The 23,514-nt window shown below is 70.7% G+C and carries 22 protein-coding genes; 4 read left to right on the top strand and 18 right to left on the bottom strand.

What is annotated here, in order from left to right:
• Positions 1 to 9 precede the first annotated feature (9 nt).
• Both DY157_RS02765 and DY157_RS02760 read right to left on the bottom strand, forming a co-directional pair.
• Complete coding sequence (locus DY157_RS02765; RefSeq protein ID WP_115727124.1) at positions 10 to 2,166, bottom strand: ATP-dependent DNA helicase RecG; 2,157 nt, start codon at positions 2,164 to 2,166, stop codon at positions 10 to 12.
• Positions 2,163 to 3,761, bottom strand: a complete 1,599-nt coding sequence (locus DY157_RS02760; RefSeq protein WP_235827045.1) for a DAK2 domain-containing protein — start codon at positions 3,759 to 3,761, stop codon at positions 2,163 to 2,165. The genes DY157_RS02765 and DY157_RS02760 overlap by 4 nt, the downstream gene beginning before the upstream one ends.
• Before the next feature lie 267 nt (positions 3,762 to 4,028).
• Between DY157_RS02760 and rpmB the strand changes: the two genes are divergently transcribed.
• Positions 4,029 to 4,220 carry a 50S ribosomal protein L28 gene (rpmB, locus tag DY157_RS02755; protein WP_115727122.1) on the top strand — a complete coding sequence of 64 codons (192 nt, stop codon included), beginning with the start codon at positions 4,029 to 4,031 and terminating at the stop codon, positions 4,218 to 4,220.
• A gap of 253 nt (positions 4,221 to 4,473) precedes the next feature.
• On the opposite strand, the gene thiL is transcribed toward rpmB, so the two are convergent.
• From thiL to hisD, 12 genes are all read right to left on the bottom strand, one after another.
• The gene (gene thiL, locus DY157_RS02750) at positions 4,474 to 5,463 is read right to left on the bottom strand and encodes a thiamine-phosphate kinase (RefSeq protein ID WP_174232121.1); all 990 of its coding nucleotides are present in this window, start codon (positions 5,461 to 5,463) and stop codon (positions 4,474 to 4,476) included.
• 86 nt (positions 5,464 to 5,549) lie between these two features.
• Positions 5,550 to 6,407, bottom strand: coding sequence for a TrmH family RNA methyltransferase (locus DY157_RS02745; RefSeq protein WP_174232120.1), 858 nt, complete (start codon positions 6,405 to 6,407; stop codon positions 5,550 to 5,552).
• A 4-nt stretch (positions 6,408 to 6,411) separates the two neighbouring features.
• A complete protein-coding gene (gene rplT, locus DY157_RS02740; RefSeq protein ID WP_115727121.1) occupies positions 6,412 to 6,792 on the bottom strand; it encodes a 50S ribosomal protein L20 in 381 nt (126 codons plus the stop codon).
• A 26-nt stretch (positions 6,793 to 6,818) separates the two neighbouring features.
• Positions 6,819 to 7,013, bottom strand: coding sequence for a 50S ribosomal protein L35 (rpmI, locus tag DY157_RS02735; RefSeq protein ID WP_115727120.1), 195 nt, complete (start codon positions 7,011 to 7,013; stop codon positions 6,819 to 6,821).
• Positions 7,014 to 7,056: 43 nt separating this feature from the next.
• Positions 7,057 to 7,635: a translation initiation factor IF-3 gene (gene infC / locus DY157_RS02730; RefSeq protein WP_235827044.1), complete on the bottom strand. Its 579-nt coding sequence runs from the start codon at positions 7,633 to 7,635 to the stop codon at positions 7,057 to 7,059.
• Between the two features lie 875 nt (positions 7,636 to 8,510).
• On the bottom strand, positions 8,511 to 9,293 hold the full coding sequence (locus DY157_RS02725; protein WP_235827043.1) for an SseB family protein: 783 nt from the start codon (positions 9,291 to 9,293) through the stop codon (positions 8,511 to 8,513).
• Positions 9,290 to 10,027 carry a bifunctional 1-(5-phosphoribosyl)-5-((5-phosphoribosylamino)methylideneamino)imidazole-4-carboxamide isomerase/phosphoribosylanthranilate isomerase PriA gene (gene priA, locus DY157_RS02720; protein ID WP_115727118.1) on the bottom strand — a complete coding sequence of 246 codons (738 nt, stop codon included), beginning with the start codon at positions 10,025 to 10,027 and terminating at the stop codon, positions 9,290 to 9,292. Before priA ends, DY157_RS02725 begins: the two co-directional genes overlap by 4 nt.
• 86 nt (positions 10,028 to 10,113) lie before the next feature.
• Positions 10,114 to 10,749: an imidazole glycerol phosphate synthase subunit HisH gene (gene hisH, locus DY157_RS02715; RefSeq protein WP_115727117.1), complete on the bottom strand. Its 636-nt coding sequence runs from the start codon at positions 10,747 to 10,749 to the stop codon at positions 10,114 to 10,116.
• 4 nt (positions 10,750 to 10,753) lie between these two features.
• Positions 10,754 to 11,545 (bottom strand): hypothetical protein, encoded by a 792-nt coding sequence (locus DY157_RS02710; protein WP_235827042.1) that lies wholly within the window; start codon positions 11,543 to 11,545, stop codon positions 10,754 to 10,756.
• Between the two features lie 69 nt (positions 11,546 to 11,614).
• Complete coding sequence (gene hisB / locus DY157_RS02705; protein WP_115727116.1) at positions 11,615 to 12,223, bottom strand: imidazoleglycerol-phosphate dehydratase HisB; 609 nt, start codon at positions 12,221 to 12,223, stop codon at positions 11,615 to 11,617.
• Positions 12,220 to 13,335 (bottom strand): histidinol-phosphate transaminase, encoded by a 1,116-nt coding sequence (locus DY157_RS02700; RefSeq protein WP_115727115.1) that lies wholly within the window; start codon positions 13,333 to 13,335, stop codon positions 12,220 to 12,222. The genes hisB and DY157_RS02700 overlap by 4 nt, the downstream gene beginning before the upstream one ends.
• A complete protein-coding gene (gene hisD, locus DY157_RS02695) occupies positions 13,332 to 14,666 on the bottom strand; it encodes a histidinol dehydrogenase (RefSeq protein ID WP_115727114.1) in 1,335 nt (444 codons plus the stop codon). The genes DY157_RS02700 and hisD overlap by 4 nt, the downstream gene beginning before the upstream one ends.
• Before the next feature lie 85 nt (positions 14,667 to 14,751).
• On the opposite strand from hisD, the gene DY157_RS02690 reads away from it, so the two are divergent.
• The 3 genes from DY157_RS02690 (at position 14,752) to DY157_RS02680 (ending at position 17,515) form a co-directional block, all read left to right on the top strand.
• The gene (locus tag DY157_RS02690; RefSeq protein WP_115727113.1) at positions 14,752 to 14,985 is read left to right on the top strand and encodes an RNA-binding S4 domain-containing protein; all 234 of its coding nucleotides are present in this window, start codon (positions 14,752 to 14,754) and stop codon (positions 14,983 to 14,985) included.
• Between the two features lie 191 nt (positions 14,986 to 15,176).
• Positions 15,177 to 16,358: an IS30 family transposase gene (locus tag DY157_RS02685; RefSeq protein WP_160159413.1), complete on the top strand. Its 1,182-nt coding sequence runs from the start codon at positions 15,177 to 15,179 to the stop codon at positions 16,356 to 16,358.
• A gap of 140 nt (positions 16,359 to 16,498) precedes the next feature.
• Positions 16,499 to 17,515, top strand: coding sequence for a hypothetical protein (locus DY157_RS02680; protein ID WP_115727112.1), 1,017 nt, complete (start codon positions 16,499 to 16,501; stop codon positions 17,513 to 17,515).
• Between the two features lie 226 nt (positions 17,516 to 17,741).
• Here DY157_RS02680 and dnaE read toward each other — a convergent pair whose 3' ends face one another.
• The 4 genes from dnaE to lspA form a co-directional block, all read right to left on the bottom strand.
• Entirely contained in the window at positions 17,742 to 21,290 is a 3,549-nt protein-coding gene (gene dnaE, locus DY157_RS02675) for a DNA polymerase III subunit alpha (protein WP_115727891.1), read from the bottom strand.
• Between the two features lie 272 nt (positions 21,291 to 21,562).
• A complete protein-coding gene (locus DY157_RS02670) occupies positions 21,563 to 22,018 on the bottom strand; it encodes a GNAT family N-acetyltransferase (RefSeq protein WP_115727111.1) in 456 nt (151 codons plus the stop codon).
• Positions 22,015 to 22,932, bottom strand: coding sequence for an RluA family pseudouridine synthase (locus tag DY157_RS02665; RefSeq protein WP_115727110.1), 918 nt, complete (start codon positions 22,930 to 22,932; stop codon positions 22,015 to 22,017). Before DY157_RS02665 ends, DY157_RS02670 begins: the two co-directional genes overlap by 4 nt.
• Entirely contained in the window at positions 22,929 to 23,459 is a 531-nt protein-coding gene (gene lspA / locus DY157_RS02660) for a signal peptidase II (protein ID WP_115727109.1), read from the bottom strand. Before lspA ends, DY157_RS02665 begins: the two co-directional genes overlap by 4 nt.
• Positions 23,460 to 23,514 lie beyond the last annotated feature (55 nt).

The following is a 23,514-nucleotide window of genomic DNA, read 5'->3' as shown; positions in this document are numbered from 1 at the left end:
AATAGGGCGCTACGAGCGCGAGATCCACGCGAGGTCGGCGCCGGCGGTCCGCGCGAGCTCGGCCGCGAGCGCCGGCTGGGTCGCGAGCGTCGGGTCGGCCTCGACGAGGCGGATCGCCTCCTCGCGGGCCGCGGCGATGATGCGGGCGTCCCGGCGGACCGAGAGGAAGCGGAGGTGGCTCCCCCGCCCCGACTGGTCGGAGCCGAGGACGTCGCCCTCTTTGCGCAGCTCGAGGTCCTTCTCGGCGAGCTCGAAGCCGTTCGTCGTCGCGGCGAAGGCGCCGAGGCGCTCCATCGTCCCCTCGCCGAGGTCGTGGCGGTGGACGGCCATGCAGACGCTCGGCGTCGAGGAGCGACCGACGCGGCCGCGGAGCTGGTGGAGTTGGGAGACGCCGAACTGCTGGGAGTCGAGGATCGCCATCATCGTCGCCGCGGACACGTCCACCCCGACCTCGATGACGGTCGTCGCGACGAGGATCCCGGTCTCCCCGGAGGCGAAGCCCTCCATGATCCGCGCCTTCTCGGCGGCGGGCGTGCGCCCGGTGAGCTCGGCGACGCCGATGCCCGCGAGCTCGGGCAGGCCGCGCAGCGTCTGGGCGACGGCGGCGACCGAGGCGAGCGGGGGCCTCGTCGATCCCGATGCGTCGGGGTCGGCGTCCTCGACCTCGTCGCCCTCGTCGATCCGCGGGCAGACGACGTACACGCGGCCGCCCTTGCGGACCTCCTCGCCCGCCCTCGCCCACAGCCGCTCCATCCACACGGGGTTCTCGGCATCGACGAGGAAGGTCGCGACGGGAGTACGACCGGCGGGCAGGCCGTCCATGCGGGCCTCGGCGAGGTCCCCGAAGACCGTCATCGCGACGGTGCGCGGGATCGGGGTCGCGGTCATGACGAGCTGGTGGGCGGCGCGCCCGTCCCCGCTCGTGCGCAGGCGGTCGCGCTGCTCGACGCCGAAGCGGTGCTGCTCGTCGACGACGACGAGGCCGAGGTCGGCGAACTCGACCGAGTCGGTGAGGAGGGCGTGCGTGCCGACGACGATCATCGGCGCGCCCTCGGCCATGCGGGCGGTGATTTCGCGACGGGCGGCCGGCGGCGTCGATCCGGTGAGGAGACGGATGTCGACGGGCATGCCGCCCGGCGTGAGTCCCGCGGCGAGCGCGGTCATCGACTCGAGGTGCTGGCCGGCGAGGACCTCCGTCGGGGCGACGAGGGCGCCCTGGTGCCCGGCTCCGACGGCGGCGAGAAGGGCCGCGAGCGCGACGACCGTCTTGCCCGATCCGACGTCGCCCTGGAGGAGGCGCTGCATCGGGCGGGTCTGGTCGAGGTCGGCGAGGATCTCGGCGAGGGCCGCCTCCTGCGCGCCGGTGAGCGCGAAGGGCAGGGCCGCGAGGAAGTCGTCGACGAGCTCGCCCTTGGGGCAGGCGGGCGCGACGAGGGATTCGGCGCCGATGCGCCGCTCGGCGAGCACGCACTCGAGGACGAGCGCCTCCTCCCAGGCGAGGGCCCGACGCGCCTCCTTCGAGTCCTCGTCGTTCGCCGGCCGGTGGAGCATCCGCAGGGCCTCGAGGCGCCCGGGCAGGCGGCGGCGCGCCCGGATCGGCCCGGGGACGAGGTCGGGGACGTCATCGGTCGTGAGGACGTCGAGGAGCATCCCGATCGCGCGGGACACGACCCACGAGGTGAGCCCCTTCGTCTGGGGGTAGATGGGGATCGGCCGCTCGGTCCGCTCGCGAGCCGCGTCCTCGTCCCCCTCCATCCCCTCGAAGGACGGGTGGACGAGGCTGAGCGCCCCCCGATAGGAGCCGACCTTGCCGGCGAAGAGGAAGGAGGCGCCGGGAGTGAGCAGACGGACGTGCGGGGCGAGCGTGTACTCGCTGTGCCCGAAGAAGGTCGCGTTCATCCGCGAGATCCCGTCGGTGAGGCGGACCTCGAGGCGGACGCCGGCGCGCGAGCGGTTGGGGATGAGGCGGGCGTACTCGACCTCGGCGAGGATCGTCGCGTCCTCGCCCTCGCGCAGGAGGGACATCGGGGTGAGCGCGCCCCAGTGATAGTAGCGGCGAGGCGCGGTGAGGAGGAGATCCTCGACCGTCTCGATCCCCGCCTTCGCGAGCTTGCGCGCCGTGGCGGCGGGCAGGCGGAGGTCGAGGGGCGCCTCGAGGCCGTTCACGCGCCGACCGCCTGGAGGAGGCTCGGGCCCGCCTGTCCCCCGTCGACGACCTCGACGTCGGCGGCCCAGGGGGATTCGTGCGCGACGATCTGGCGGACGAGGGCGACGAGGTCGGGGCCGTCGCCCGCGGCGACGAGGAGCCTCCAGGATCCGGGCGCCCTGCGGGCGAGCTCGGCGACGACTCCGGCGGCGCGCTCGTCGTCGGGGAGCGGCTGGGCGAGGCTCGCCTGGAGGGCGGAGGCCGCGCCCTCGGCGAGGAGGTGGGCGAGGGTGTCGGCGACGGCCCGTCCCCCCGGCTGGGGGACGAAGAGTCCGGCGCAGGCGTGGGCGACGGCGAGGGCCGCGAGGTCGTCGGTCGAATCGGCGAGGAGGATCGTGGTCGACTCCGGGCGGGCCTCGCCGGCGCGCGCGAGGGCGGCGCCGAGGTTCGCGGAGGCCTCGTCGCAGGGGGCGAGGAGGCACACGCCGGTCGGGGTCGCCGAGGCGATCGCGAGGATCCCGGCGGCGTCCTCGGGGTTGGGGTCGAGGAGGACGACGGCGCCCGTGCGCGCGAGGTCCTCGACGAGTCCCGGCGCGCGCGTGCACGCGAGGACGCGGGCCCGCTCGACGCGGCGCAGCGGGCGGCGCTCGAGGAGACGCACGCCGCGGTGGGTGACGACGCCCTCGTCGAGCTCGTCGACGCCGAGCTCCTCGTCGGGCCGCGCGTCGGCGATCGCGAAGCGGATGAGGCGGCCCGTGCGCGGCCGGGCGGCGAGCGGCGCCGAGGTGTCGACGTGGAGGCGCCACAGTCCGACGCCGAAGGGGTCGACGGCGCCCGCGCAGCTGAGCCGCGCGCCCATCGCCTCGATCGCGTCGAAGAGCGCGAGCGCGTCGGGTTCGGTTCCCTGCCAGACGGCGTCGACGGTGAAGGCGCGCTCCGGCGAGGGCGAGTGCTGCCGGACCGCGCGCCCGCCCGAATCGGCGAGCTCGGACAGCATACGGGCGAGCGATTCGAGAACCGAGGGGTCGCCGCCGACGGCCGCGTCGAAGCAGGCGAAGACGATCGTCAGCACCGAGGCGCCCGCGTCGATCCTCCCGGTCCGCTCGTTCGTCGCGGCGACGAGGCCCTCCTGGGCGGCGAGCGAGTACCAGGACACGAGGTAGGCGTCCGTCGGGAGCGTGTCTCCGAGGTCGTCGGCCGCCTTCGATGCCGTCTCGAGGACGTGGACGACCGCGTCGGAGAGCGGGGAGCGTTGGAGCGGCGTGCGCGGATCGGTCTTCAGCATCCGCCGGATGACGACCGGCGTGAGCGCCGTCGCCCCGTCGAGGCCGCGCGACCAGCCGGCGAAGAGGGCGGTGAGGATGACGCCGATGTGGCCGCGGCCCTCCCCGATCCCGGCCTCGACGACCGCGTCGAGCGCCTCGAAGAAGGGGGACTCCCCGTCGAGGCGGTCCGCGGCCCGATGCATTGCGGCGAGCGTTCGGGCGGCGTTCGTCCCCGTGTCGCAGTCGAAGCCGTCCCATCCGTCGAGGTCGTCGAGGAATCGGGCGAGGTTCTTCGCCTCCGCGGCGGCGTCGCCGAGGGCGCGCGCGAGAGTGCGGGCGGTGAGGGGCACGGGACCTCCCGGGTCGAAATCGGTCTCCCCCATTATCGCCGCCCAGCGCTCCGGCGCGCCCTCTCCCCCGCCGGGCGACGGCCCGGACGACGTGCGGGGTCCGATGCGCCGCCGTGTGGGCGATCCGACAGATCGGGGCGGCCGCGGGACTTGGAGGAGTCCTCGCCGATCCGGTACTCTGTCACAGTTGCCTGCGGTGGCCCCCACCGCGAAGACTGTTCCGCCCCCGGGCGGGATCGAAGAAATCTGGAAACCGAGGAGATCATCGTGGCTGCCGTTTGTGACGTGTGCGGTAAGGGACCCGGCTTCGGCAAGAGCGTGTCGCACTCGCACGTTCGCACCAACCGCCGCTGGAATCCGAACATTCAGCGCGTTCGCGCCCTTATCAATGGGACGCCGAAGCGACTCAACGTGTGCACCAAGTGCCTGAAGTCCGACAAGGTGCAGCGCGCCATCTGAGCGCCCGCCGTCGGATCGGTCGAGGCTCTCGGCCCTCTGGACGCTAGGGTTCGGCCCGCAGGATCACTCCTGCGGGCCGAACCCTTTTCCGTCGTCATCCGGTGGCCGTCTACGTCGCCGACCCGCAATTACGCACACAGTTTCTCGACACAGCGCCCGAGAGAGTCTCCGCGACCTGCGCAAATGCGCAGCGAAGCCCGTAGGCGCCCCCGCGAAAGGGCGAAACTGTGTGCGTTCTTGCAATGGGTTCGGTTCAGGAGTTCTTGAAGTGGTCCCAACCGCCCGTCACCTCGACGCCGTCGAGGAGCTGGGCGCAGGCCTCCCCCTCGCGCGGCGCGCGGATCGAGCCGATGACGCGGAATCCCTCGGGGAGCACCGCGTCCGGCCCGAAGGCGGCGAGCATCCCGTGGTCCTCTCCCCCGCCGAGGACCCAGTTCAGCGGATCGACCTCGCAGATCGCGGCGAATTCCGCGAGCGGCGCGGCCTCCTTCTCGAGGGCCCTGCGATCGAGGTCGATGACGACGCGGCTCGCCCGGGCCATGCGCCCGCCGTCCTTCGCGATCCCGTCGGACAGGTCCATCATCGCGTGGGCGCCCGCGCGCGCGGCCGCCGGCCCGGTCTCGAGCGGCGGATTCGGCGCCCGGTAGATCGTCAGCGGCTCGTAGAGGTCGCCGAGCTCGGCGCGAGTCCGCAGCGCGGGGTCGACCTTCTCGCGCAGGAGCAGATCGAGGCCGGCGTTGGAGACGCCGACCTTCCCGGAGATCGCGAGCACATCACCCGGCCTCGCGCCCGAGCGCGTCACGGGATCGCCCTCGCACCAGCCCATCGCGGTGATCGAGAGGACCATCTTCTCCCCCCGCGAAAGATCGCCGCCGACGACTCCGGCGCCAGCCTCGCGCGCGCGGTCGCCGATCCCCTTGACGAGGGCGATCAGCCAGTCGAGTTCGGTGTCCGGCGTGAGCGCGAGCGTGACGACGAGGGCGGAGGTCCGCCCGCCCATGCCGGCGATGTCGGCGAGGTTCTGCGCGGCGATGCGCTGCCCGATCTGCTCGGGGTCGGACCACGAGCGGTGGAAGTGCTGATCCTCGACGATGATGTCGGTCGTCACGATGAACGACCCCTCGGGCGCGGCCACCTGCGCGCAGTCGTCGCCGATGCCGAGGATCGTCCGGTCGCCGACCGGGAGGACCTCCTCGAAGCGGGAGATGAGTTCGCCTTCGTCCAATTCCCTGATGAGCGTCATGGTCCCAGGGTAGCGAAGCAGTCGGACCATCCGGCACGGCAGGCGCCGGTTTCAGGCGGCGCGGCTCGGGCTCGGCGCGCCGGGCGTCAGCGCCCGGCCGCGAGGCGCGTGCGCGCCGTCTGGGAGGCGAAGAGGCACATGGCCGCGGCGGAGGCGACGTTGAGAGATTCCGCGCCTCCCGTCATGGGGATCGACACGAGGGCGTCGCAGGCGTCGAGCTCGGCCGCGGACAGGCCCTTCGCCTCGTTGCCGAGCGCCCACGCGTGCGTTCCGACGAGCGGCCCGGCGCCGGCCCGCGACTCCTCGAGCAGATCGACGAGGTCGAGGGTGCCGAGCCCACCCGAGGTGCCGAGGACGAGTCCCCCGGCCTCGTGGATCGTCGCCGCTGCGTCCTCGTACGTCGGAAGCGGGACGATCGGGAGGTGGAAGACGGAGCCGGCGGTCGAGCGGATGACTTTGGGGCTCGCGACGTCGACGGTGCCCGAGACCGTGAGGACCGCGGCGGCGCCCATCGCGTCGGCGGTCCGGATGATCGTCCCGACATTGCCCGGATCGCGCCCCTGGGCGAGGAGGACGAGCGTCGAGCCGACCGGAATCGCGCCGAGCTCGCGGACGATCGCGGTGTCCTCGGCCACGGCCACGATGCCCTGGGAGTCCGGACTCAGCGCCTCGGCAACCTCGGTCGTCGTGAGGTGGACGAAGCGCGTCGCCTTGCGGGCGAGCGCGAGGACGTCCGGGTGGGCGTCGGCCGCCGCCTCGGAGACGTAGACGTCCTCGACGGCGGAGGCGCGGTGCGCGAGGAGCTCGCGGACGGCCTGCGGCCCCTCGACGAGGATGCGACCGGCCCGTGAACGCGCCGAGCGCCCGGACAGCGCCGCCGTCCTCCGCACGCGATCCGCGCGGGGATTGGCGAGCACGTCCGGGCGCTCGAAGCGATGCGACAAAGCGTCAGGCCTTGGGGGCGTTGACGTCCTCGGGGAGGGCGTCCTTCGCGACCTTGACGAGCGCGTTGAACGCGGCGATGTCGTTGACGGCGAGGTCGGCGAGCATGCGACGGTCGACCTCGACACCCGCGAGGCCGAGGCCCTGGATGAAGCGGTTGTAGGTCATGCCCTGCGCGCGCGAGGCCGCGTTGATGCGCTGGATCCACAGGCGGCGGAAGTCGCCCTTACGCGCCTTGCGGTCGCGGTAGGAGTAGACGAAGGAGTGAGTGACCTGCTCCTTGGCCTTGCGGTACATGCGCGAGCGCTGGCCGCGGTAGCCGGAGGCCTGCTCGAGGACGGTGCGACGCTTCTTCTTGGCGTTCACAGAACGCTTGACACGTGCCATGTTTCAGTTCTCCTTTACGGGTCCGGTCACTTGCCGAGGAGTCGCTTGACGCGCTTGACGTCAGCGGTCTCCAGGACCTGATCGGTGGCGAGACGGCGGGTCTTGCGGGAGGACTTGTGCTCCAGCAGGTGGCGGGCGCCGGCCTGCTCGCGCATGAGCTTGCCCGAGCCGGTCACGCGGAAGCGCTTCTTGGCACCGGAGTGCGTCTTGTTCTTCGGCATTCTCTTTTTCCTTCTCTGTCACGTCGTCGACGGATCGACGGCGTCAGTTCTTCTCCGTGGAGGCGGCGCGCGCCTGATCCTTGATGGCGCGCTCCTGGCGCTTCCCGCGCCGCTCCTCGCGCTCGGCCTCGCGGCGCTTGCGCTGCTCGTTGATCGCGTCGGACTTCCGCTTCGTCGGGGCGAGCACCATCGTCATGTTGCGCCCGTCCTGACGGGGCATCGACTCGACGGTGGCGAGCTCCCCGACCTCCTCCGCGAGACGCTGGAGCAGACGGACGCCCGCCTCGGGGCGGGACTGCTCGCGACCGCGGAACATGATCATGACCTTGACCTTGTCGCCCTGGGCGAGGAAGCGCTCGACGTGGCCCTTCTTCACGGCAAAGTCGTGGTCGTCGATCTTCAGGCGGAAGCGGATCTCCTTGAGCTGGGTGTTCGCCTGGTTGCGGCGAGCATCGCGAGCCTTCTGAGCGGCCTCGTACTTGAACTTCCCGTAGTCCATGAGCTTGGCGACCGGCGGCTTGGCGTCGGGCGCCACCTCGACGAGGTCGAGTCCGGCCTCCTCGGCAAGGCGCAGCGCGTCCTCGACTCGGACGACGCCGACCTGTTCCCCTCCGGGTCCCACGAGGCGGACCTCGGGAACTCGGATCCGCTCGTTAATGCGGGTCTCGCTGATGGGTGACTCCTTCCACGGTTCTTCGCGAAGCGCAACGAAGAAGGCCTCCGTCGCACTTCATGCGCACGGAGGCCCGACCCGACGAGGAAACGCGCGAGGCGTTCGCCGTTCGACCCGATCCCCTTTAACATCGCGCCTCAGCGCGGACCCCGATTCGCATCGGGGCGGGCATCCAGGTGGGAGGAGTCTCCGCTTGCATTCCGGGCATGCGCCCGGACGGTTGACTCCAACGGTACCAGTGTGGGCCGACGAGGGCGAATCACCGAAGCTCGCAGGCGGTATGGAATCGCCCACAGGACCGGGGCCCCGCCCTCGTCGATCCTCGAGTCGCGACTACTCGACGGCGCCCCGTCCCGCCCTCGTCGATCCGCCGAGAGCATGACCGGTTCTTCGCAGTTGGGGGTGGAGTCGGTTGCCGATGCCCCGCACGACCTTCATCGCCGTCTCGGCGCACTCGACCGACGGGGAACGTCGTCGAGTGTGCGATCCAGGTCGCCTCGCGCGCGGAATCGGCGCCCCGCTTGACCTGCATCGCCGCCTCGACGTGCTCTAGCGGATGTCTGTCGGAGTGTTCGGCGTTTCACGCCGTTCGACGGCGGAATCCCGATACCCCCTCCCTGCCGAACATGAGGAATGCCGCTGCAGGCACGTGGAACGGGCATGCACCGGGAGCCGTGAGGCCGTGCGCCGCATCCCCTCGACGAGGAAAGGTGATGCTCTCGACGAGGTTCGGGTAATGCTATCGAGGAGGAAAGGTGATGCTCTCGATGAAAGGAGCGGGGGCGGTGGTTCTTCGGACGGTGGCCCTGCGGGCGGGAAGGGGTCTAGGAGAGGCGGACGAGCCGTGGGGCGATCTCGATCCGGTCGGCGGACGCGATGAGCCGGGCCGAGGACCCGATCCGCCGCGCGGCCTCGGCGACGGCGGCGCGCAGCGCCCGCTCCTCGACCGAGGCGTCCGCGAGAATCTCGACCCGGACGAGCCCGTCGCCCGCGTACGCGAGGCGCACATCGACGATCCCCGTCGAGCCCGCGCCGACACCGGCGAGAGTCCGCAGCTCCTCGAGGAGCTCCGCGTCCCTCCACGCCGGGAGCCATTCGTCCCCCTGGGCGAGGGCCGCGACGGCCGGCCGCGGGAGGAGCACCGACGCGGTTCCGGGGTCCATGACGACGCGCCCGCCCGTCTCGACGAGGGCGGTGAGCCCGATCCTTCGGAAGTCGAGCGCCATCGGCCGGTCCCCCGATCGGTGCGCGGCGAGTGCGGCGGCGGAGGAGTAGACGGCGAGCGCCTCGCCCGCCGACGTGGTCGCACGGACGAAGTCGATCGCCGGATGCCCGTCGCCCGACAGGCCCGCGTGGACGCCGGTCTCGCGAGGATCGGGCTCGACCTCGATGGGAACGATGACCCGTTCGGTCGCGAGCGCGGCGACGAGCGCCTCGAGGCGGGCCGCTCCCCCGTCGTCGGCCGCCGAGGCCGACAGGGCCGCCGCGGTCAGGGGCAGCGCCTGCCCGACGTCGGCGCGATCGTGGCGCATCATCGCGAGGCGCTGGGAGAGGCGGTTCTTCTGGTCCTCGGTGAGTTCGGGGACGCGGCGCGATTCCTCGCTCACTCGGCGGACCCGCCTGCCGCGACCTCGAGCGCGCGCTCGAGCGTGAAGGCGCCCGCGTAGAGGGCCTTGCCGACGATGGCGCCCTCGACGCCCGCGTCGACGAGGCCGCGCAGCGCCTCGATGTCCGCGAGGCTCGACACGCCGCCGGAGGCGACGACGGCGGCGTCGGTCGCCTCGCACACGCGGGCGAGCAGCTCAAGGTTCGGGCCGGAGAGCATGCCGTCGCGGGCGACGTCGGTGACGACGTAGCGGGCGCACCCGGCCGCGTTGAGACGCTCGATCGTCTCCCAGAGGTTCCCGCCGTCGCGGGTCCAGCCGCGCGCCGACAGGGTCTCCCCGCGCACGTCGAGCCCGACGGCGACGCGGTCGCCGAATTCGCGGATGACGCGCTCGGTCCACTCGGAGTTCTCGAGCGCGGCGGTCCCGAGGTTGACGCGGCGGGCGCCCGCGTCGAGCGCCCGGCGCAGCGACTCGTCGTCGCGGATGCCGCCGGACAGCTCGACGTCGATGGGGAGCTCGCGCGTGATCTCGGTGAGGAGCGGCGCGTTCGACCCGCGGCCGAAGGCGGCGTCGAGGTCGACGAGGTGCAGCCACTGCGCGCCCGCCTCGACGAAGGACCGGGCGGCCTCGAGCGGGTGCCCGTAGTTCGTCTCGGTCCCGGCCTCGCCCTGGGTGAGTCGGACGGCCTTGCCGTCGACGACGTCGACGGCGGGCAGGAGGATGAGGGTCGACATGGGAGTCCTTCCGGTGGGTCGGGGGCTATTCGGGATCGACGAGGGCGGGGCGGGCGCCCGTGGGAGCCGGGCCAACGGGCCCGAGGTCAGAACGAGCGCAGCCAGTTCCGCAGCAGCGTCATGCCGGCGTCGCCGGACTTCTCGGGGTGGAACTGGGTACCGCACAGCGGTCCGTTCTCGACGGCCGCGACGAATCGGGAGTCGCCGTGCCGGGTCCACGAGACGAGCGGCGGCGCGGTCGGCCCGTCGGCGAGGGCCTCCGCGGGATCGTCGAGGACGCCGTAGGAGTGGACGAAGTAGAAGCGCTGGTCCTCGACTCCCTCGAGAAGGCGGGAGCCGGCCGCGACCTCGACCGTCGACCAGCCCATGTGAGGAACGACGGGGGCGTCGAGGCGGCGGACGACGCCTGGCCACTGGGCGAGACCGGCGGTGTCGCCCTTCTCCTCGGAGGACTCGAACATCACCTGAAGGCCGACGCACACGCCGAGAACCGGGCGCCCCCCGGCGAGGCGCATGTCGATGATGCTCTCCCCGTCGGCGGCGCGCAGCTGGTCCATGACGGCGGCGAAGGCGCCGACGCCCGGAACGAGCAGGCCGTCGGCCTCGAGGGCCTTTTGGCGATCGGAGGTGAGCTCGACCTCGGCGCCGACGTGCTCGAGGGCGCGGCAGGCCGAGCGGACGTTCCCTGATCCGTAGTCGAAGACGACGACGCGAGGGGTCATTGGTTCACTTCCTCCTGAACCAGCCGAAGGGGCCGGGTCGATGCTTCGAACCGCCGTCGGCGGAGACGGAGTCGTCGTAGTCCGCGGGGGTCGTCCTCCCGAGGAGAAGGTCCTCCGTCGCCTGCGGCATCGCGCCGAGGAGGAGCCCCGCGGGGATCGCGTCCTCCGGCTCGCCGCCGACGTAGCGCTGGGCGGTGATCCTCCCGGACACGCCGGGCTCGACGCCATCGCCCTCGACGAGCCACGACATCATCGCGACCGCCCCGTACTTCGAGAGGCGCGAGACGGTACGGGCGACCGCGTCGACCGTGTCGGGCATCGGCCGGGTCTCGGCGAGGAGGGCCTCGAGCTCGTCCTCGTCGGTCGGCGTCGTCTCGACGCGCAGCCACACGGCCGTCCACGGCTTGAGGCGGACGACGGCCTCGGCGATGCCGGTGAGGCCGAGCAGCGAGTGGAGGGCCTCGGGCGAGGGGATCGGCGCGAGGACGAGAGCGACCGAGAGCTTGCCCCCGGCGAGGTGGAGGGACTCGTCGACCGGGGTGTCGTCCGGGTTGCGCAGGGCCGCCTCGAGGGCGGCGATGTCGGCGGCGTCCGGATCGAAGGAGTCGCTGGACGGCGGGTCCCCCGCCACATCGCGGCGCGGCTCGAGCGGCGCGGAGGACATCGAGTCGGCCGCGGCCCCATCCGCCGGGTCGGAACCGGCGCCGGCCCCGCCCTCGTCGATGGGAAAACCGTCCCCGAGCCCCGCGACGAGATCGCGGAACTCGGCGTCGATGTCGTCGTCGCGATGCGACATGGCCCCTCGATTCCTCCCAGCGACCGGACCTCCCGGCCCGCCGATCCTATCGCCCCTGCGGGCCGATCCTCAGAGCGCGCCCTTCGTCGAGGGGATCCCCTCAACGCGCGGGTCGGGCTCGACGGCGACGCGCAGCGCCCTCGCGAGCGCCTTGAACTGCGCTTCGACGATGTGGTGGGGGTCGCGGCCGTGGAGGACCGTCATGTGGAGGCAGATCCCGGAGTTGAAGGTGAGGGATTCGAGGACGTGGCGGGTCATCGACCCGGTGAAGTGCCCGCCGATGAGGTGGTACTCCTGGCCGGCCGGCTCGCCCTCGTGAACGATGTACGGGCGGCCCGCGACGTCGACGACCGCGCGCGCGAGGGCCTCGTCGAGCGGGACCGTCGCATCGCCGAAGCGCTTGATGCCGCGCTTGTCGCCAAGGGCCTCCTTGAGGGCGAGGCCGATGCAGATCGCCGTGTCCTCGACCGTGTGGTGGACGTCGACGTCCGTGTCGCCGGACGCGCGCACCGTGAGGTCGATGAGCGAGTGCTTCCCGAGGGCGGTGAGCATGTGGTCGTAGAAGGGGACGGACGTCGAGATGTCGGTCCTCCCGGTCCCGTCGAGGTCGATCTCGACGTGGATCGTCGACTCGGAGGTCGTGCGGTCGATCGTGGCGGTCCTGTGCGCGGTGGTCATCGGATGATCTCCTGGAGTGCGGCGACGAATGCGGCGGTCTCGTCCGGGGTGCCGACGCTCACGCGCAGCCAGCCGTCGGGGCCGACGACGCGGATGAGGATCCCCCGGTCGAGGAGGGCGCCAAAGACCGCGTCGCGGTCCTCGAAGCGCCCGAAGAGGACGAAGTTCGAATCGGAGTCGACGGCCTCGAGGCCCATGCCCCGCAGCGCGTCGACGAGGCGGTCGCGCTCGTCCCGCAGGGAGGCCACCTGCGCCATGAGCTCATCCTTGTGGCGCAGGGCCGCGAGCGCCGCCGCCTGGGTGACCGCCGAGAGGTGGTACGGGAGGCGCACGAGCATCACCTGGTCGATGATCTCGCGGCACGCCGTCATGTAGCCGAGGCGCAGGCCCGCCATGCCGAAGGCCTTCGACATCGTCCGCGACACGACGAGGTGCGGATGGTCGGCGAGGAGCTCGAGGGCCGAGGGCGTCCCGCTCCGGCGGAACTCCCCATAGGCCTCGTCGATGACGACGATGGTCGCAGTGTCCGCGCCGTCGACCTCGGGCCCGGTCGTCGCGGCGATCTGAAGGATCCGCTTCTGCTCGTCGAGCGGGAGGGCCGTGCCGGTCGGGTTGTTCGGACTCGCGAGGAGGAGGAGCGCGGGGCGCTCGCGGAGAAGGGTCGCTTCGACGGCGTCGAGGTCGAGGGAGAAGTCGGCGAAGCGCTCCCCCTGGACCCAGCGGGTGTTCGTGTCGCGCGCGTACTCGTGGTACATCGAGTAGGTCGGCGCGAAGGAGACGACCGTGCGCCCCGGGCCGCCGAAGGCCTGGAGGAGCTGGGTCATCACCTCGTTCGACCCGTTCGCCGCCCACACGAGCTCCGGGTCGCGGCGCACGCCCGACTCCTCGGCGAGGTAGTCGGCGAGTGCCGCGCGCAGCTCGGGGAAGTCTCGGTCCGGGTAGCGGTTGAGGGTCGCCGCCGCCTGCGCGACCGATTCGGCGATGTCGGTGATGACGGCCTGCGAGGGCGCGTAGGGGTTCTCGTTGACGTTGAGCCGCACGGGCACGTCGAGCTGCGGCGCGCCGTAGGGCGACAGGCCCGCGAGGTCCTCGCGGAAGGGCAGGGCGGTCACGAGGCGCTCCCCTTCCCCTCGCGGACGAGGGCGGCCGCGCCGTGCGCGGGGAGGTTCTCCGCGTTCGCGAGGACGTCGAGGGCGGCCGACTGCGAGGCGAGCGCCTCGGCCGAGTACTCGACGACCTGCTGGGAGCGCAGGTACTGGGTGACGTTGAGGCCCGAGGCGAAGCGGGCGGTCCCGCCCGTCGGGAGCACGTGGTTCGACCCGGCGATGTAATCGCCGAGCGGCACCGGAGTGTACGGGCCGACGAAGATCGCGCCGGCGTTCCGCACGCGCGCGGCGAGGGCGGCGGCGTCGGCCGTCTGCACCTCGAGGTGCTCGGCGCCGTACGCGTCGACGACTCCGAGCCCGGCCTCGAGGTCGTCGACGAGGACGATCCCGGACTGCGGACCCGACAGGGCGGTGAGGATCCGCTCGGTGTGCGTCGTCGCCTCCGCCTGAGCGGGGATGAGTGCCTCGACCTCGTCGGCGAGCGCGGGGCTGTCGGTGACGAGCACGGACGCGGCGGCCGGGTCGTGCTCGGCCTGGCTGATGAGGTCGGCGGCGACGAAACGCGGGTCCGCGGTGGCGTCGGCGAGGACGGCGATCTCGGTCGTGCCCGCCTCCGCGTCGATGCCGACCGTCCCCTGGACGAGGCGCTTGGCGGCGGCGACGAAGATGTTGCCCGGTCCCGTGACGACGTCGACCGGTTCGAGGACGTCGTCCCCGTCCTCGACGCCGTAGGCGAAGGCGGCGATCGCCTGAGCGCCGCCGATCGCCCACACCTCGTCGACTCCGAGGAGGGCGCAGGCCGCGAGGATCGTCGGGTGCGGAAGTCCGCCGAAGGCCTCCTGCGGCGGGGAGGCGAGCGCGATCGAGGGGACGCCCGCGACCTGCGCGCACACGACGTTCATGACGACGGACGAGGGGTAGACGGCGAGCCCGCCGGGCACGTACAGCCCGACGCGCGAGACCGGGAGCCAGCGCTGGGAGACGACGCCGCCGGGGACGATCTCGACCTGCGCGGGGCTCGGCAGTTGCTGGGCGTGGCCGAGGCGGTTGTGCGCGATCGAGGTCTCGAGGGCCGCGCGGATCGCCGGGTCGAGCTCCTCGAGCGCCTTCGCGATCGCCTCGGCGGGAACGCGCAGACGCTCGGGGCGCACGCGGTCGAAGCGCTCGGCGAGCTCGTAGAGGACGGGGGCGCCCTCGGCGCGCACGCGCTCGACGAGGGGGGCGACCTGGGCGGCCGCCTTCGCCGTGTCGAGAGCCGCGCGCGGGAGCACATGGCGGAGGTCGGCCTGAGTGGGTCGTTCGCCTCTAAGATCGATGCGTCGCATGATGCCGGTCATGCCCCAACAATAGGCGAAACGGCGCCCCGCACCGCGGTCCGCCCACGCCCTGAGCACTGCGGCGGCGCCGCGGGAAGGTCGATCGATGAGCAGCGCTCCCGCCCTCGAGGTCTCGGGCGTCATCCGCCTCGGGCAGTTCCTCAAGCTCGCCGGCCTCGCCGAGGACGGGGCGCTCGCGCGCGAGCTCATCCAAGGCGGCGATGTCACGGTGAACGGGGAGGTCGAGACGCGCCGGGGTCGTCAGCTCGCCGACGGCGACCTCGTCGAGGTGGACTCCCCCGCCGGCCGCTTCGCCGCGACCGTCCGCCGCACCGACTGACCGCCGCGACGACTGACCGCCGCGACGACCGTCCGCCTGACCGCCGGGTCGCCTGACCGCCTCCCCCTCACCGAGAGCATCACGTTCCCTCGTCGAAAGCATGGCGGTTTCAGGTGGTGAGTGCAACGCCTTGAGTGTGTGGGGTGGTTGCTGTGGGTTTTCGTTGTTCTGAGGCGGTTCGCCGCCAGGTGTTGGATCTGCTGATTGAGGGTGTGCCGGTTAGGCAGGTGCATTTGCGGGTGGGTGTCGCGGTGTGCACGATCCGCAAGTGGGCCAAAGATTGGGGCATGACGTTTCGTGTGGGTTCGCGAGGCGGGTGGGTGGGCAGTGCGCCCGCCGACCCTGTGGAGGGGCTGGTCAGCGGGGTCGGGCATGGGGCCCGGTTGACGATCGGGGGCCGCCAGCTCATCGAGTACTTGCACGGTCAGGGGATGAGCATGCGGGGGATCGCCCGCGAGCTTGGGGTGGCGGCCTCGACGGTGAAGCGGGAGTTGGATCGTGGGGGCGGCCAGTATCGGGCGGTACGCGCTCATGAGGAGGCTGCCGGGAGGCGGGCTCGTCCCAAGCCGTTCAAGCTGGAGGATCCTCGGCTGCGCGCCTTCGTGGTCGCCAAGCTTAACGAGCACTGGTCGCCTGAGCAGATCTCGCGGGCCTGGGCGTGTGGGGACAATAGGGGGGTGACGATCAGCCCGGAGACGATCTATCAGGCCCTGTATGTGCATGGGCGCGGCGCGTTGCGTCAAGAGCTCAAGGTGGAAAAGGCGTTGCGGTCGGGGCGCACGCGTCGCCTGGCGCGTTCGCCGCTGGCTCTGGCGCGCTCGAAGGGGAAGTCGTGGGTGGAGGGCGCCAGGATCGTGGACCGGCCCCAAGAGGTGGAAGGACGCCAGGTTCCGGGCCATTGGGAGGGGGATCTGATCGTGGGGGCGAACAACAAGAGCGCCGCGATCACCCTGGTGGAACGCACCACGGGCTACCTGCTCGTCCGGCCCCTGCCAGCGTGCCACGACACGGCAAGTGTGATCGACGTGCTCGCCGACATGATCAGCCCTTTCCCGCTCACGCTTCGCGAGACGATCACGTGGGACCAGGGAGGGGAGATGGCGAACGCGAAAGACCTGACCAGCCGGACCAAAACGAAGGTGTATTTCGCCGACCCGCATTCGCCCTGGCAGCGCGGGTCCAACGAGAACACCAACGGCCTGTTGCGCGACTACTTCCCTAAAGGCACCGACCTGAACGACTATCCCCCAGAAGCATTCGCCGAGGCCGAACGCCAACTCAACACCCGACCCCGCAAACGCCACGGCTGGAAAACACCCGCCGAACTCATGCAAAAATTACTCGACGACAACGCCGTTGCACTCACCGCCTGAAACCGCCCATCACCTTGCTCCATCGAGGGGATCTCCGTGGGGGTGATGCGCCATCCACAGCCCCGCCTTAGAGTCCGACTTTTCAACAGGCGGACGAGGCGCACAGAACAGGAGAACGACGGGCAGCGGATGCTCCTCGCATGGACATCACCAACGAACTCATTGAATCGCCCGCCCCAGAGTCACGCGTCCGGTACCGCAAGGGCCGATATCTCGAGATTCCCACCGATTCCACATGGTGGGAGAAGACCCGCCTCATCCATACGGCCCGGCTCGCCGACGCCTGCAACCGCAGCGGGCAGGCGATCGCCGTCCTCCATTCTGCCGTCTTCCTTCACGGCGGCGCGCTGCGGCGTCCTCCCGCGCAGGCGCACGTCCGCACGACCTGGCACCGGAAACCCCTGAAAACGCCGGGACCGGCCTTCCTCTCTTTGAGCGCTCGGGAGCGGCGCGAGCGCCTGTCGCGCCGACCGGTCGTCAATCATCGAATGGAGCTCGACGAGGACCGACTCACCGTCATCGACGGAATCGTCACGACCGATCTGCTCCAAACGATGGAGATGGCGGCGCGCTTCCTCCCTCCCGACGAGGCGCTCATCGCCCTCGACTCCCTACTCGCCATCGCGGCGGATCGAAACGAATACTGGCGCAACGAGCGGCAGCAACTGGAGACGCGCGCGCAAAGGGTGCTCTCGACCGTGGCGCTGAATCTCGAGCACCACAAGGGCGAGCGCGGCTACCGGCAGGCGCGCCAACTCCTGGAGGTCGCCACTCCCCTGTCGGAATCGCCCTTGGAGTCGGAGGTTCGACGCGTCGCTCTCGCAGCGGGGTACTCGGCGATCGAGCCTCAGGTCGAGGTCAACACGCGAGCGGGCACCAAATGGGTCGACCTCGGGATCCCCGGAGTCGCCCGCGGTCTCGAAGCCAACGGCGAGATCAAGTACGAGGGCGAGGAGGGCGATTCGCGGAGATCGAAGGAAGCGGCGAGGCGCGAAGCTCTCGCCGACGTCGGATTCCGCGTACGCGACCTCGACGCCCGAACGATCATGGACACTCCCCGTCTGCTATCGATCCTGGATGAGACTTTTCCCGAGCACCGGGAACTCCACGGCCGCAGCGCCTTGTGGACGCCTCAGGAGCGACGCCGTTTCCCGTGAAGGCGGCGAACGATTCTCCGACGGCTGTAGGAATGATGTTTCCGCATCCCCTCGACGGCGCAAGGTGATGCTTTCGGCGAAGCAAAGTAATGCTCTCGGTGGAGAGACGGGAGGGCGGGCGCGGGCGCGGACGGGCGCGTCGGCCCGGGATCGACGAGGCCGGGGCCGTGCGCCCATCCGATGGGAGACGACGGATCCGCGAACTCGGCGAGGACGCCCCGGGGGCTCAGTGCGAGGTCAGCACCCCTGAGATCCCGACGACCGCCTTCACCTGGGAGAAGAAGGCGCTCGTCTGGGAGACGCGCAGCCGGGGATCGAGCTCGACGACCGTCGTCCGCCCGGTCTCTCTCACGTGGAGGCGCACCGGCGACCCGCCGGGGAAGGACTCGAGGACGTCCTTGAGCTCGGTGAGGAGCTCGGGCGTGCACCGCGACACCGGGAGCTCGAGGTCGAGCGGGACGTCCCCGTCCTCGCGCAGATCGAGGAGCGTCATCGACTGGCCGTAGACCGCCATGCCCTCGTCGCGGACGTTGACGCGGCCCTCGACCTGGACGATGACGTCCTGGGCGAGGTGGGTCTGGATCGTCTCGTAGGCGCGGGGGAAGAAGAGGACCTCGACGGAGCCGGAAAGGTCCTCGATGGTCGCGATCGCCCACATCGACCCCTGCTTCGTCACCTTCGTCTGGACGGAGGAGACGAGGCCCGCGATCTTCACGACGCGGTCGGCCATCGAGTCCTCGGAGCCGACGACCTGGGCGATCTCGTAGTCCTGGTAGCGGGTGAGCGACGCCTCGAGGCCGCGGAGCGGGTGGTCCGAAACGTAGAGGCCGAGCATCTCCCGTTCCTGGGCGAGCTTCGACTTGCGGTCGAATTCGGGGATGTCGGGGATGTCGATGGCCAATCCGGCGCCGGCCCCGCCCTCGTCCATCGCGAGTCCGCCGAAGAGGTCGAACTGCCCGACGGCCTCGTTCCTCTTGACGTCGATGACGGCGTCGACGGCCTCGTCGCAGCGGGCGAGGAGGGCGCGACGGGTGTGCCCCATCGAGTCGAACGCGCCGGCGCGGATGAGCGACTGGACGGTCCGCTTGTTGCAGACGACCTGCGGGACCTTGTCGAGGAAGTCCTGGAAGGAGGTGAACTTCCCCTTCTCCTCGCGGGCCTCGACGATCGCGTCGACGACGTTCGCGCCGACGTTCTGGATCGAGGACAGGCCGAAGCGGATCTGCTCGCCGTCAGGGGCGAAGTTGCCGCGCGACGCGTTGACGTCGGGCGGGAGGACGGTGATGTTCATGTGGCGCGTCTCGGCGAGGTAGAGGGCGCGCTTGTCCTTGTTGTCCTTCGTCGAGGTGAGGAGGGCCGCCATGTACTCCGTCGGGAAGTTCGCCTTGAGGAACGCCGTCCAGTAGGAGACGAGGCCGTAAGCGGCCGAGTGCGCCTTGTTGAAGGCGTACGCGGAGAAGGGGACGACGATGTCCCAGAGGGCCTGGATCGACTCCTTCGAGTAGCCGTTGTTCAGCATGCCCGCCTGGAAGGCCTCGAACTGCTTGGCGAGGACCTCCGGCTTCTTCTTGCCCATCGCCTTGCGGAGGATGTCCGCCTGCCCGAGCGTGTAGCCCGCGAGTTTCTGGGCGATCTGCATGACCTGCTCCTGATAGACGATCAGGCCGTAGGTCGTGCCGAGGATCGATTCGAGGGGCTCGGCGAGCTCGGGGTGGATCGGGGTGATCTCCTGGCGCCCGTTCTTGCGCAGCGCGTAGTTCGTGTGGGAGTTCGCGCCCATCGGACCCGGACGGTAGAGGGCGCCGACGGCGGAGATGTCCTCGAAGTTGTCGGGCTTCATGAGCTTGAGGAGGTCGCGCATGCCGCCGCCGTCGAGCTGGAAGACGCCGAGCGTGTCGCCGCGCGAGAGGAGCTCGTAGGTCGGCCGGTCGTCGAAGGAGAGGTGCTCGAGGTCGGGGTCGGGCTTCCCGTTGAGGGCGATGTTCTCGAGGGCGTCGGAGAGGACGGTGAGGTTGCGCAGGCCGAGGAAGTCCATCTTCAGCAGGCCGAGCGTCTCGCAGGTCGGGTAGTCGAACTGCGTGATGATCGCGCCGTCCTGGGGGCGCTTCATAATGGGGATGATGTCGGTGAGCGTGTGGCTGCTCATGATGACGGCGCACGCGTGGACGCCCCACTGGCGCGTAAGTCCCTCAAGGCCGAGGGCGTAGTCGACGGTCTCGTGGAGCTCGGGGTGCTCGTCGTAGAACTTGCGGAACTCCGTCGCCTCCGCGTAGCGGGGGTGACTCTGGTCGAAGATGCCGTGAACGGGGATGTCCTTGCCTTGGACGCCCGGCGGGAGGGCTTTGGTGAGCTGCTCGCCGACCTTGAAGTCCTGTCCGAGGATGCGCGCGGAGTCCTTGAGGGCCTGCTTCGTCTTGATGGTGCCGTAGGTGACGACCTGGGAGATCCGGTCCTCGCCGTACTTGCGCTTGACGTAGGCGATGACCTCGTCGCGCCTGCGCTCGTCGAAGTCGACGTCGAAGTCGGGCATCGAGATGCGCTCGGGGTTGAGGAAACGCTCGAAGATGAGGCCGTGCTCGAGGGGGTTGAGCTCGGTGATCCGCATGGCGTAGGCGACCATGGAGCCGGCGCCGGAGCCGCGGCCCGGACCGACGCGGATGCCCTGGCCCTTCGCCCACTGGATGTAGTCGGCGACGGTGAGGAAGTAGCCGGGGAAGCCCATCTTGATGATGACGTCCTCCTCGTACTCCGCCTGCTTGCGGACGTCGTCGGGGATGCCCGCGGGGAATCGGTAGTTGAGGCCGCGCTCGACTTCCTTGAGGAACCAGGAGGTCTTGTCCTCGCCCTCGGGGACGGGGAAATCGGGCATGTAGTTCGCGCCCTCGGCGGTCGTCGTGAAGTGGACCTCGCAGCGCTCGGCGATCTCGAGGGTGGAGTCGCAGGCCTGCGGGAGCTCCGCCCAGATGGAGCGCATTTCCTCGCTCGGACGGATGTAGTAGCCGTCGCCGTCGAACTTGAACCGGTCGGTGTCGGTGATGCGCGAACCGGAGTTGATGCACAGGAGGGCGTCCTGGATCTTCCGGTCCTCCTTCTTCACGTAATGCGCGTCGTTGGTCGCGACGAGGGGCGCGTTCATGAGCTTCGCGAGCTCGAGGAGTTGCTTGCTCGTCCGGCGCTCGAACTCGATCCCGTGGTCCATGACCTCGACGTAGAAGTTCTCGGGTCCGAAGATCTCGCGCAGTTCCCCGGCCTCGCGGACGGCCTCGTCCCACTGGCCGAGGCGCAGGCGGGTCTGGACGGCGCCCGAGGGACAGCCGGTGAAGACGATGAGTCCCTTGTGGTAGCGGGAGAGGAGTTCCTTGTCGGCGCGCGGCCATTTGCCGAACTGCCCCTCGGTCGAGGCGTAGGAGCCGAGGCGGAAGAGGTTGTGCATCCCCTCGGTCGAGTAGGCGATGAGGGTGAGGTGGTTGTAGGAGCCGGACGCGGAGACGTCGTCGCTCTTCTGCCAGGGCTCGCCCCAGGTGACCTTCTGGCGGTCGAAGCGGCTCGTCCCCGGAGTCACGTAGGCCTCGAGCCCGATGATCGGCTTGACGCCCGCCTTCTGGCAGTTCATGTAGAAGTCGTAGGCGCCGAAGAGGTAGCCATGATCGGTGAGTCCGATCGCGGGCTGTCCGAGGCGCGCGGCCTCCTCGGCCATCGCCTTCGTCTTCGCGGCGCCGTCGAGCATGGAGTACTCGGAGTGGTTGTGCAGGTGGACGAAGGAGTCTGAGGCCATGCGCTCGATCCTAGTCGGCGCCGCGCCCGCGGGCGATCCGCGGATCGTCCTCTCGTCGGCCTCCTCGATCGACGAGGCCGGGGCCGTGCGCCCGTGGAGGGGAGCCACTCGATCCCGTCGCTCGCGGGCGCCCGAGCGCCGTGGGCGCAGCGCCTCCCGACCGCGGGGAGATCCCCTCGAAGAGGCAAGGTGATGCTTTCGGCGAAGCAACGTGATGCTCTCGGCGGGGCCGCCGAGAGCATTACTTTCGTGCGTCGAGGGGATCTCGGCGATCAGTCGGCCGTGCCCTCGACCTCACGGGACATCTCGACGTGCGGGATTCCGGCGTCGACAAGGGCGGCGCCGACCCGGAGTCCGCGCGCCTCGCGGCGCACCGCGAGGCGCGCGAGGTGCCAATGCCCACCGCCATCGGGGATGATCCGGACGGTGCCGAGCGCCTCGCCGGACGCGCCGTCCGCGCCGCTCCCCTCCCCCGGATCCCCGGGCGCGGAGCGCACGGCCCCGGCCTCGTCGATCCTGCGCGCGAGGAGGTGAACGACGGCGGGATCCTGGTCGCGCGCATCGATCTCGAGGACGACGGGGACGCCCTGCTCGCGGACGAAGACCTCGTGGCGGATCGCGATGCCCTCGAGACGGTCGGCGTCGGACGCCGCGAGATCGACCCGAACGGGCCCGGAGACGAGCAGCGGCGCGGAGGCGGGCCCCGCCGGCGCGGACGGGACGCTCATGCAGGGTCGCGGAGGATGTCGAGGGCGCGCTGGAGGTCGGCCGGGTACGGCGAGCGGACCGTCGTCGGCATTCCGGTGCGCGGGTGCGCGAAGGAGAGCTCGACGGCGTGGAGCCACTGGCGCTCGAGGCCGAGGCGCTTCGCGACCGTCCGGTCGGCGCCGTAGAAGACGTCGCCGACGCACGGGTGGCCGACTGCGGCCATGTGAACGCGGATCTGGTGGGTGCGGCCCGTTTCGAGATGGACCTCGAGGAGGGAGGCGCCCGCCATGAGTTCGAGCTCGTCGTAGTGGGTGACCGCCCGCTTGCCGCCGTCGATGACGGCCATGCGCCACTCGCGCGAGGGGTGACGGCCGATCGGCGCGTCGATCGTGCCCGAAGGAGGATCCATGTGCCCGGCGACGACGGCGTGGTAGATCTTCGTCACCGTGCGCTCCTTGAAGGCGCGCTTCATCACCGAGTAGGCGAGCTCGGACTTCGCGACCATCATCGCGCCGGAGGTGCCGACGTCGAGCCGGTGGACGATCCCCTGGCGTTCGGGCGGACCGTAGGTCGTGATCCGGTATCCGGCTGCTTCGAGGTTCCCGAGGACGGTCGGCCCGCTCCAGCCGGGCCCCGTGTGAGCGGCGACGCCGACGGGCTTGTCGACGACGACGATGTCCTCGTCGTCGTAGAGGATGTCCATCCCCGTGACGGGGGGCGGGGCGTCGTCCGGCTCGGGGATCGTCGCCTCGATGAGGTCCATCGCGGTCAGTCGCGTCGACTTCGAGGGGGCGACGCCGTTGACGAGGACGAGCCCGTCCTCGACGAGGGAGGCGCACTGGGCGCGCGAGAGTCCGAGCATCCGCGCGAGAGCGGCGTCGACCCGCTCGCCGACGAGGGCGTCGGGTACCGGGAGGAGACGAGAGCCTTTCATCGGTCCGCCCGAGCGCCGGCCGACTCCTCGGAGTCCGGGATCTCGCGGGTCATTGCGAAGGCGAGCCAGATCGCCGCAACGACGATCCAGATGTCGGCGACATTGCCGACGAAGAAGCCGTTGTAGTTGAGGAAGTCAACGACGTGGCCGTGGCCAAAGGCTGGCGGCTGAACGAGTCGATCGATGAGGTTGCCAAGAGCCCCGCCAATGAGGAGGCCCATCGCTGCGGCGGTCCCGGCCGACGAGATCCTCCAGAGCCCGTAGACGAGGGCGGCGACGATGACGACGGCGAGGACGGTGAAGATCCACGTCGAGGAGGCTCCGAGCGAGAACGCCGCACCGGAGTTGCGGGTGAGTTGAAGGGTGAGGAGCGATCCGATGAGCGTGATCGGCCTGCCCTCCTCGAGCGAGGCGAGAGCCCATAGCTTCGTCGCCTGGTCGGTGGCGACCCCGGCGAGGGCGACTGCGCCCGCGACGAGGAGTCGGGTCCTGAGGGCGGATCCGCCGCGCGTCGTCGTGCTCCCCATGAATGTCCTTCCGGCATGGCGATGGCGGCGGCGCCAGGGGCGCCGCCGCCATCAG

Source organism: Actinomyces culturomici, assembly GCF_900499005.1.
GTDB lineage: Bacteria > Actinomycetota > Actinomycetes > Actinomycetales > Actinomycetaceae > Pauljensenia > Pauljensenia culturomici.
Note: the sequence above shows the minus strand (reverse complement) of the source record. Positions and strands in the feature narration are given on the sequence as shown.

Coding starts and splice junctions, on each gene's coding strand:
- thiL (WP_174232121.1), bottom strand. CDS start 5,463: ATGACGCTCATCAGGGAATTGGACGAAGGCGAACTCATCTCCCGCTTC.
- rplT (WP_115727121.1), bottom strand. CDS start 6,792: ATGGCACGTGTCAAGCGTTCTGTGAACGCCAAGAAGAAGCGTCGCACC.
- rpmI (WP_115727120.1), bottom strand. CDS start 7,013: ATGCCGAAGAACAAGACGCACTCCGGTGCCAAGAAGCGCTTCCGCGTG.
- priA (WP_115727118.1), bottom strand. CDS start 10,027: ATGTCGACCCTCATCCTCCTGCCCGCCGTCGACGTCGTCGACGGCAAG.
- hisH (WP_115727117.1), bottom strand. CDS start 10,749: ATGACCCCTCGCGTCGTCGTCTTCGACTACGGATCAGGGAACGTCCGC.
- DY157_RS02710 (WP_235827042.1), bottom strand. CDS start 11,545: ATGTCGCATCGCGACGACGACATCGACGCCGAGTTCCGCGATCTCGTC.
- hisB (WP_115727116.1), bottom strand. CDS start 12,223: ATGACCACCGCGCACAGGACCGCCACGATCGACCGCACGACCTCCGAG.
- hisD (WP_115727114.1), bottom strand. CDS start 14,666: ATGACCGGCATCATGCGACGCATCGATCTTAGAGGCGAACGACCCACT.
- DY157_RS02690 (WP_115727113.1), top strand. CDS start 14,752: ATGAGCAGCGCTCCCGCCCTCGAGGTCTCGGGCGTCATCCGCCTCGGG.
- DY157_RS02680 (WP_115727112.1), top strand. CDS start 16,499: ATGGACATCACCAACGAACTCATTGAATCGCCCGCCCCAGAGTCACGC.
- dnaE (WP_115727891.1), bottom strand. CDS start 21,290: ATGGCCTCAGACTCCTTCGTCCACCTGCACAACCACTCCGAGTACTCC.
- DY157_RS02670 (WP_115727111.1), bottom strand. CDS start 22,018: ATGAGCGTCCCGTCCGCGCCGGCGGGGCCCGCCTCCGCGCCGCTGCTC.
- DY157_RS02665 (WP_115727110.1), bottom strand. CDS start 22,932: ATGAAAGGCTCTCGTCTCCTCCCGGTACCCGACGCCCTCGTCGGCGAG.
- lspA (WP_115727109.1), bottom strand. CDS start 23,459: ATGGGGAGCACGACGACGCGCGGCGGATCCGCCCTCAGGACCCGACTC.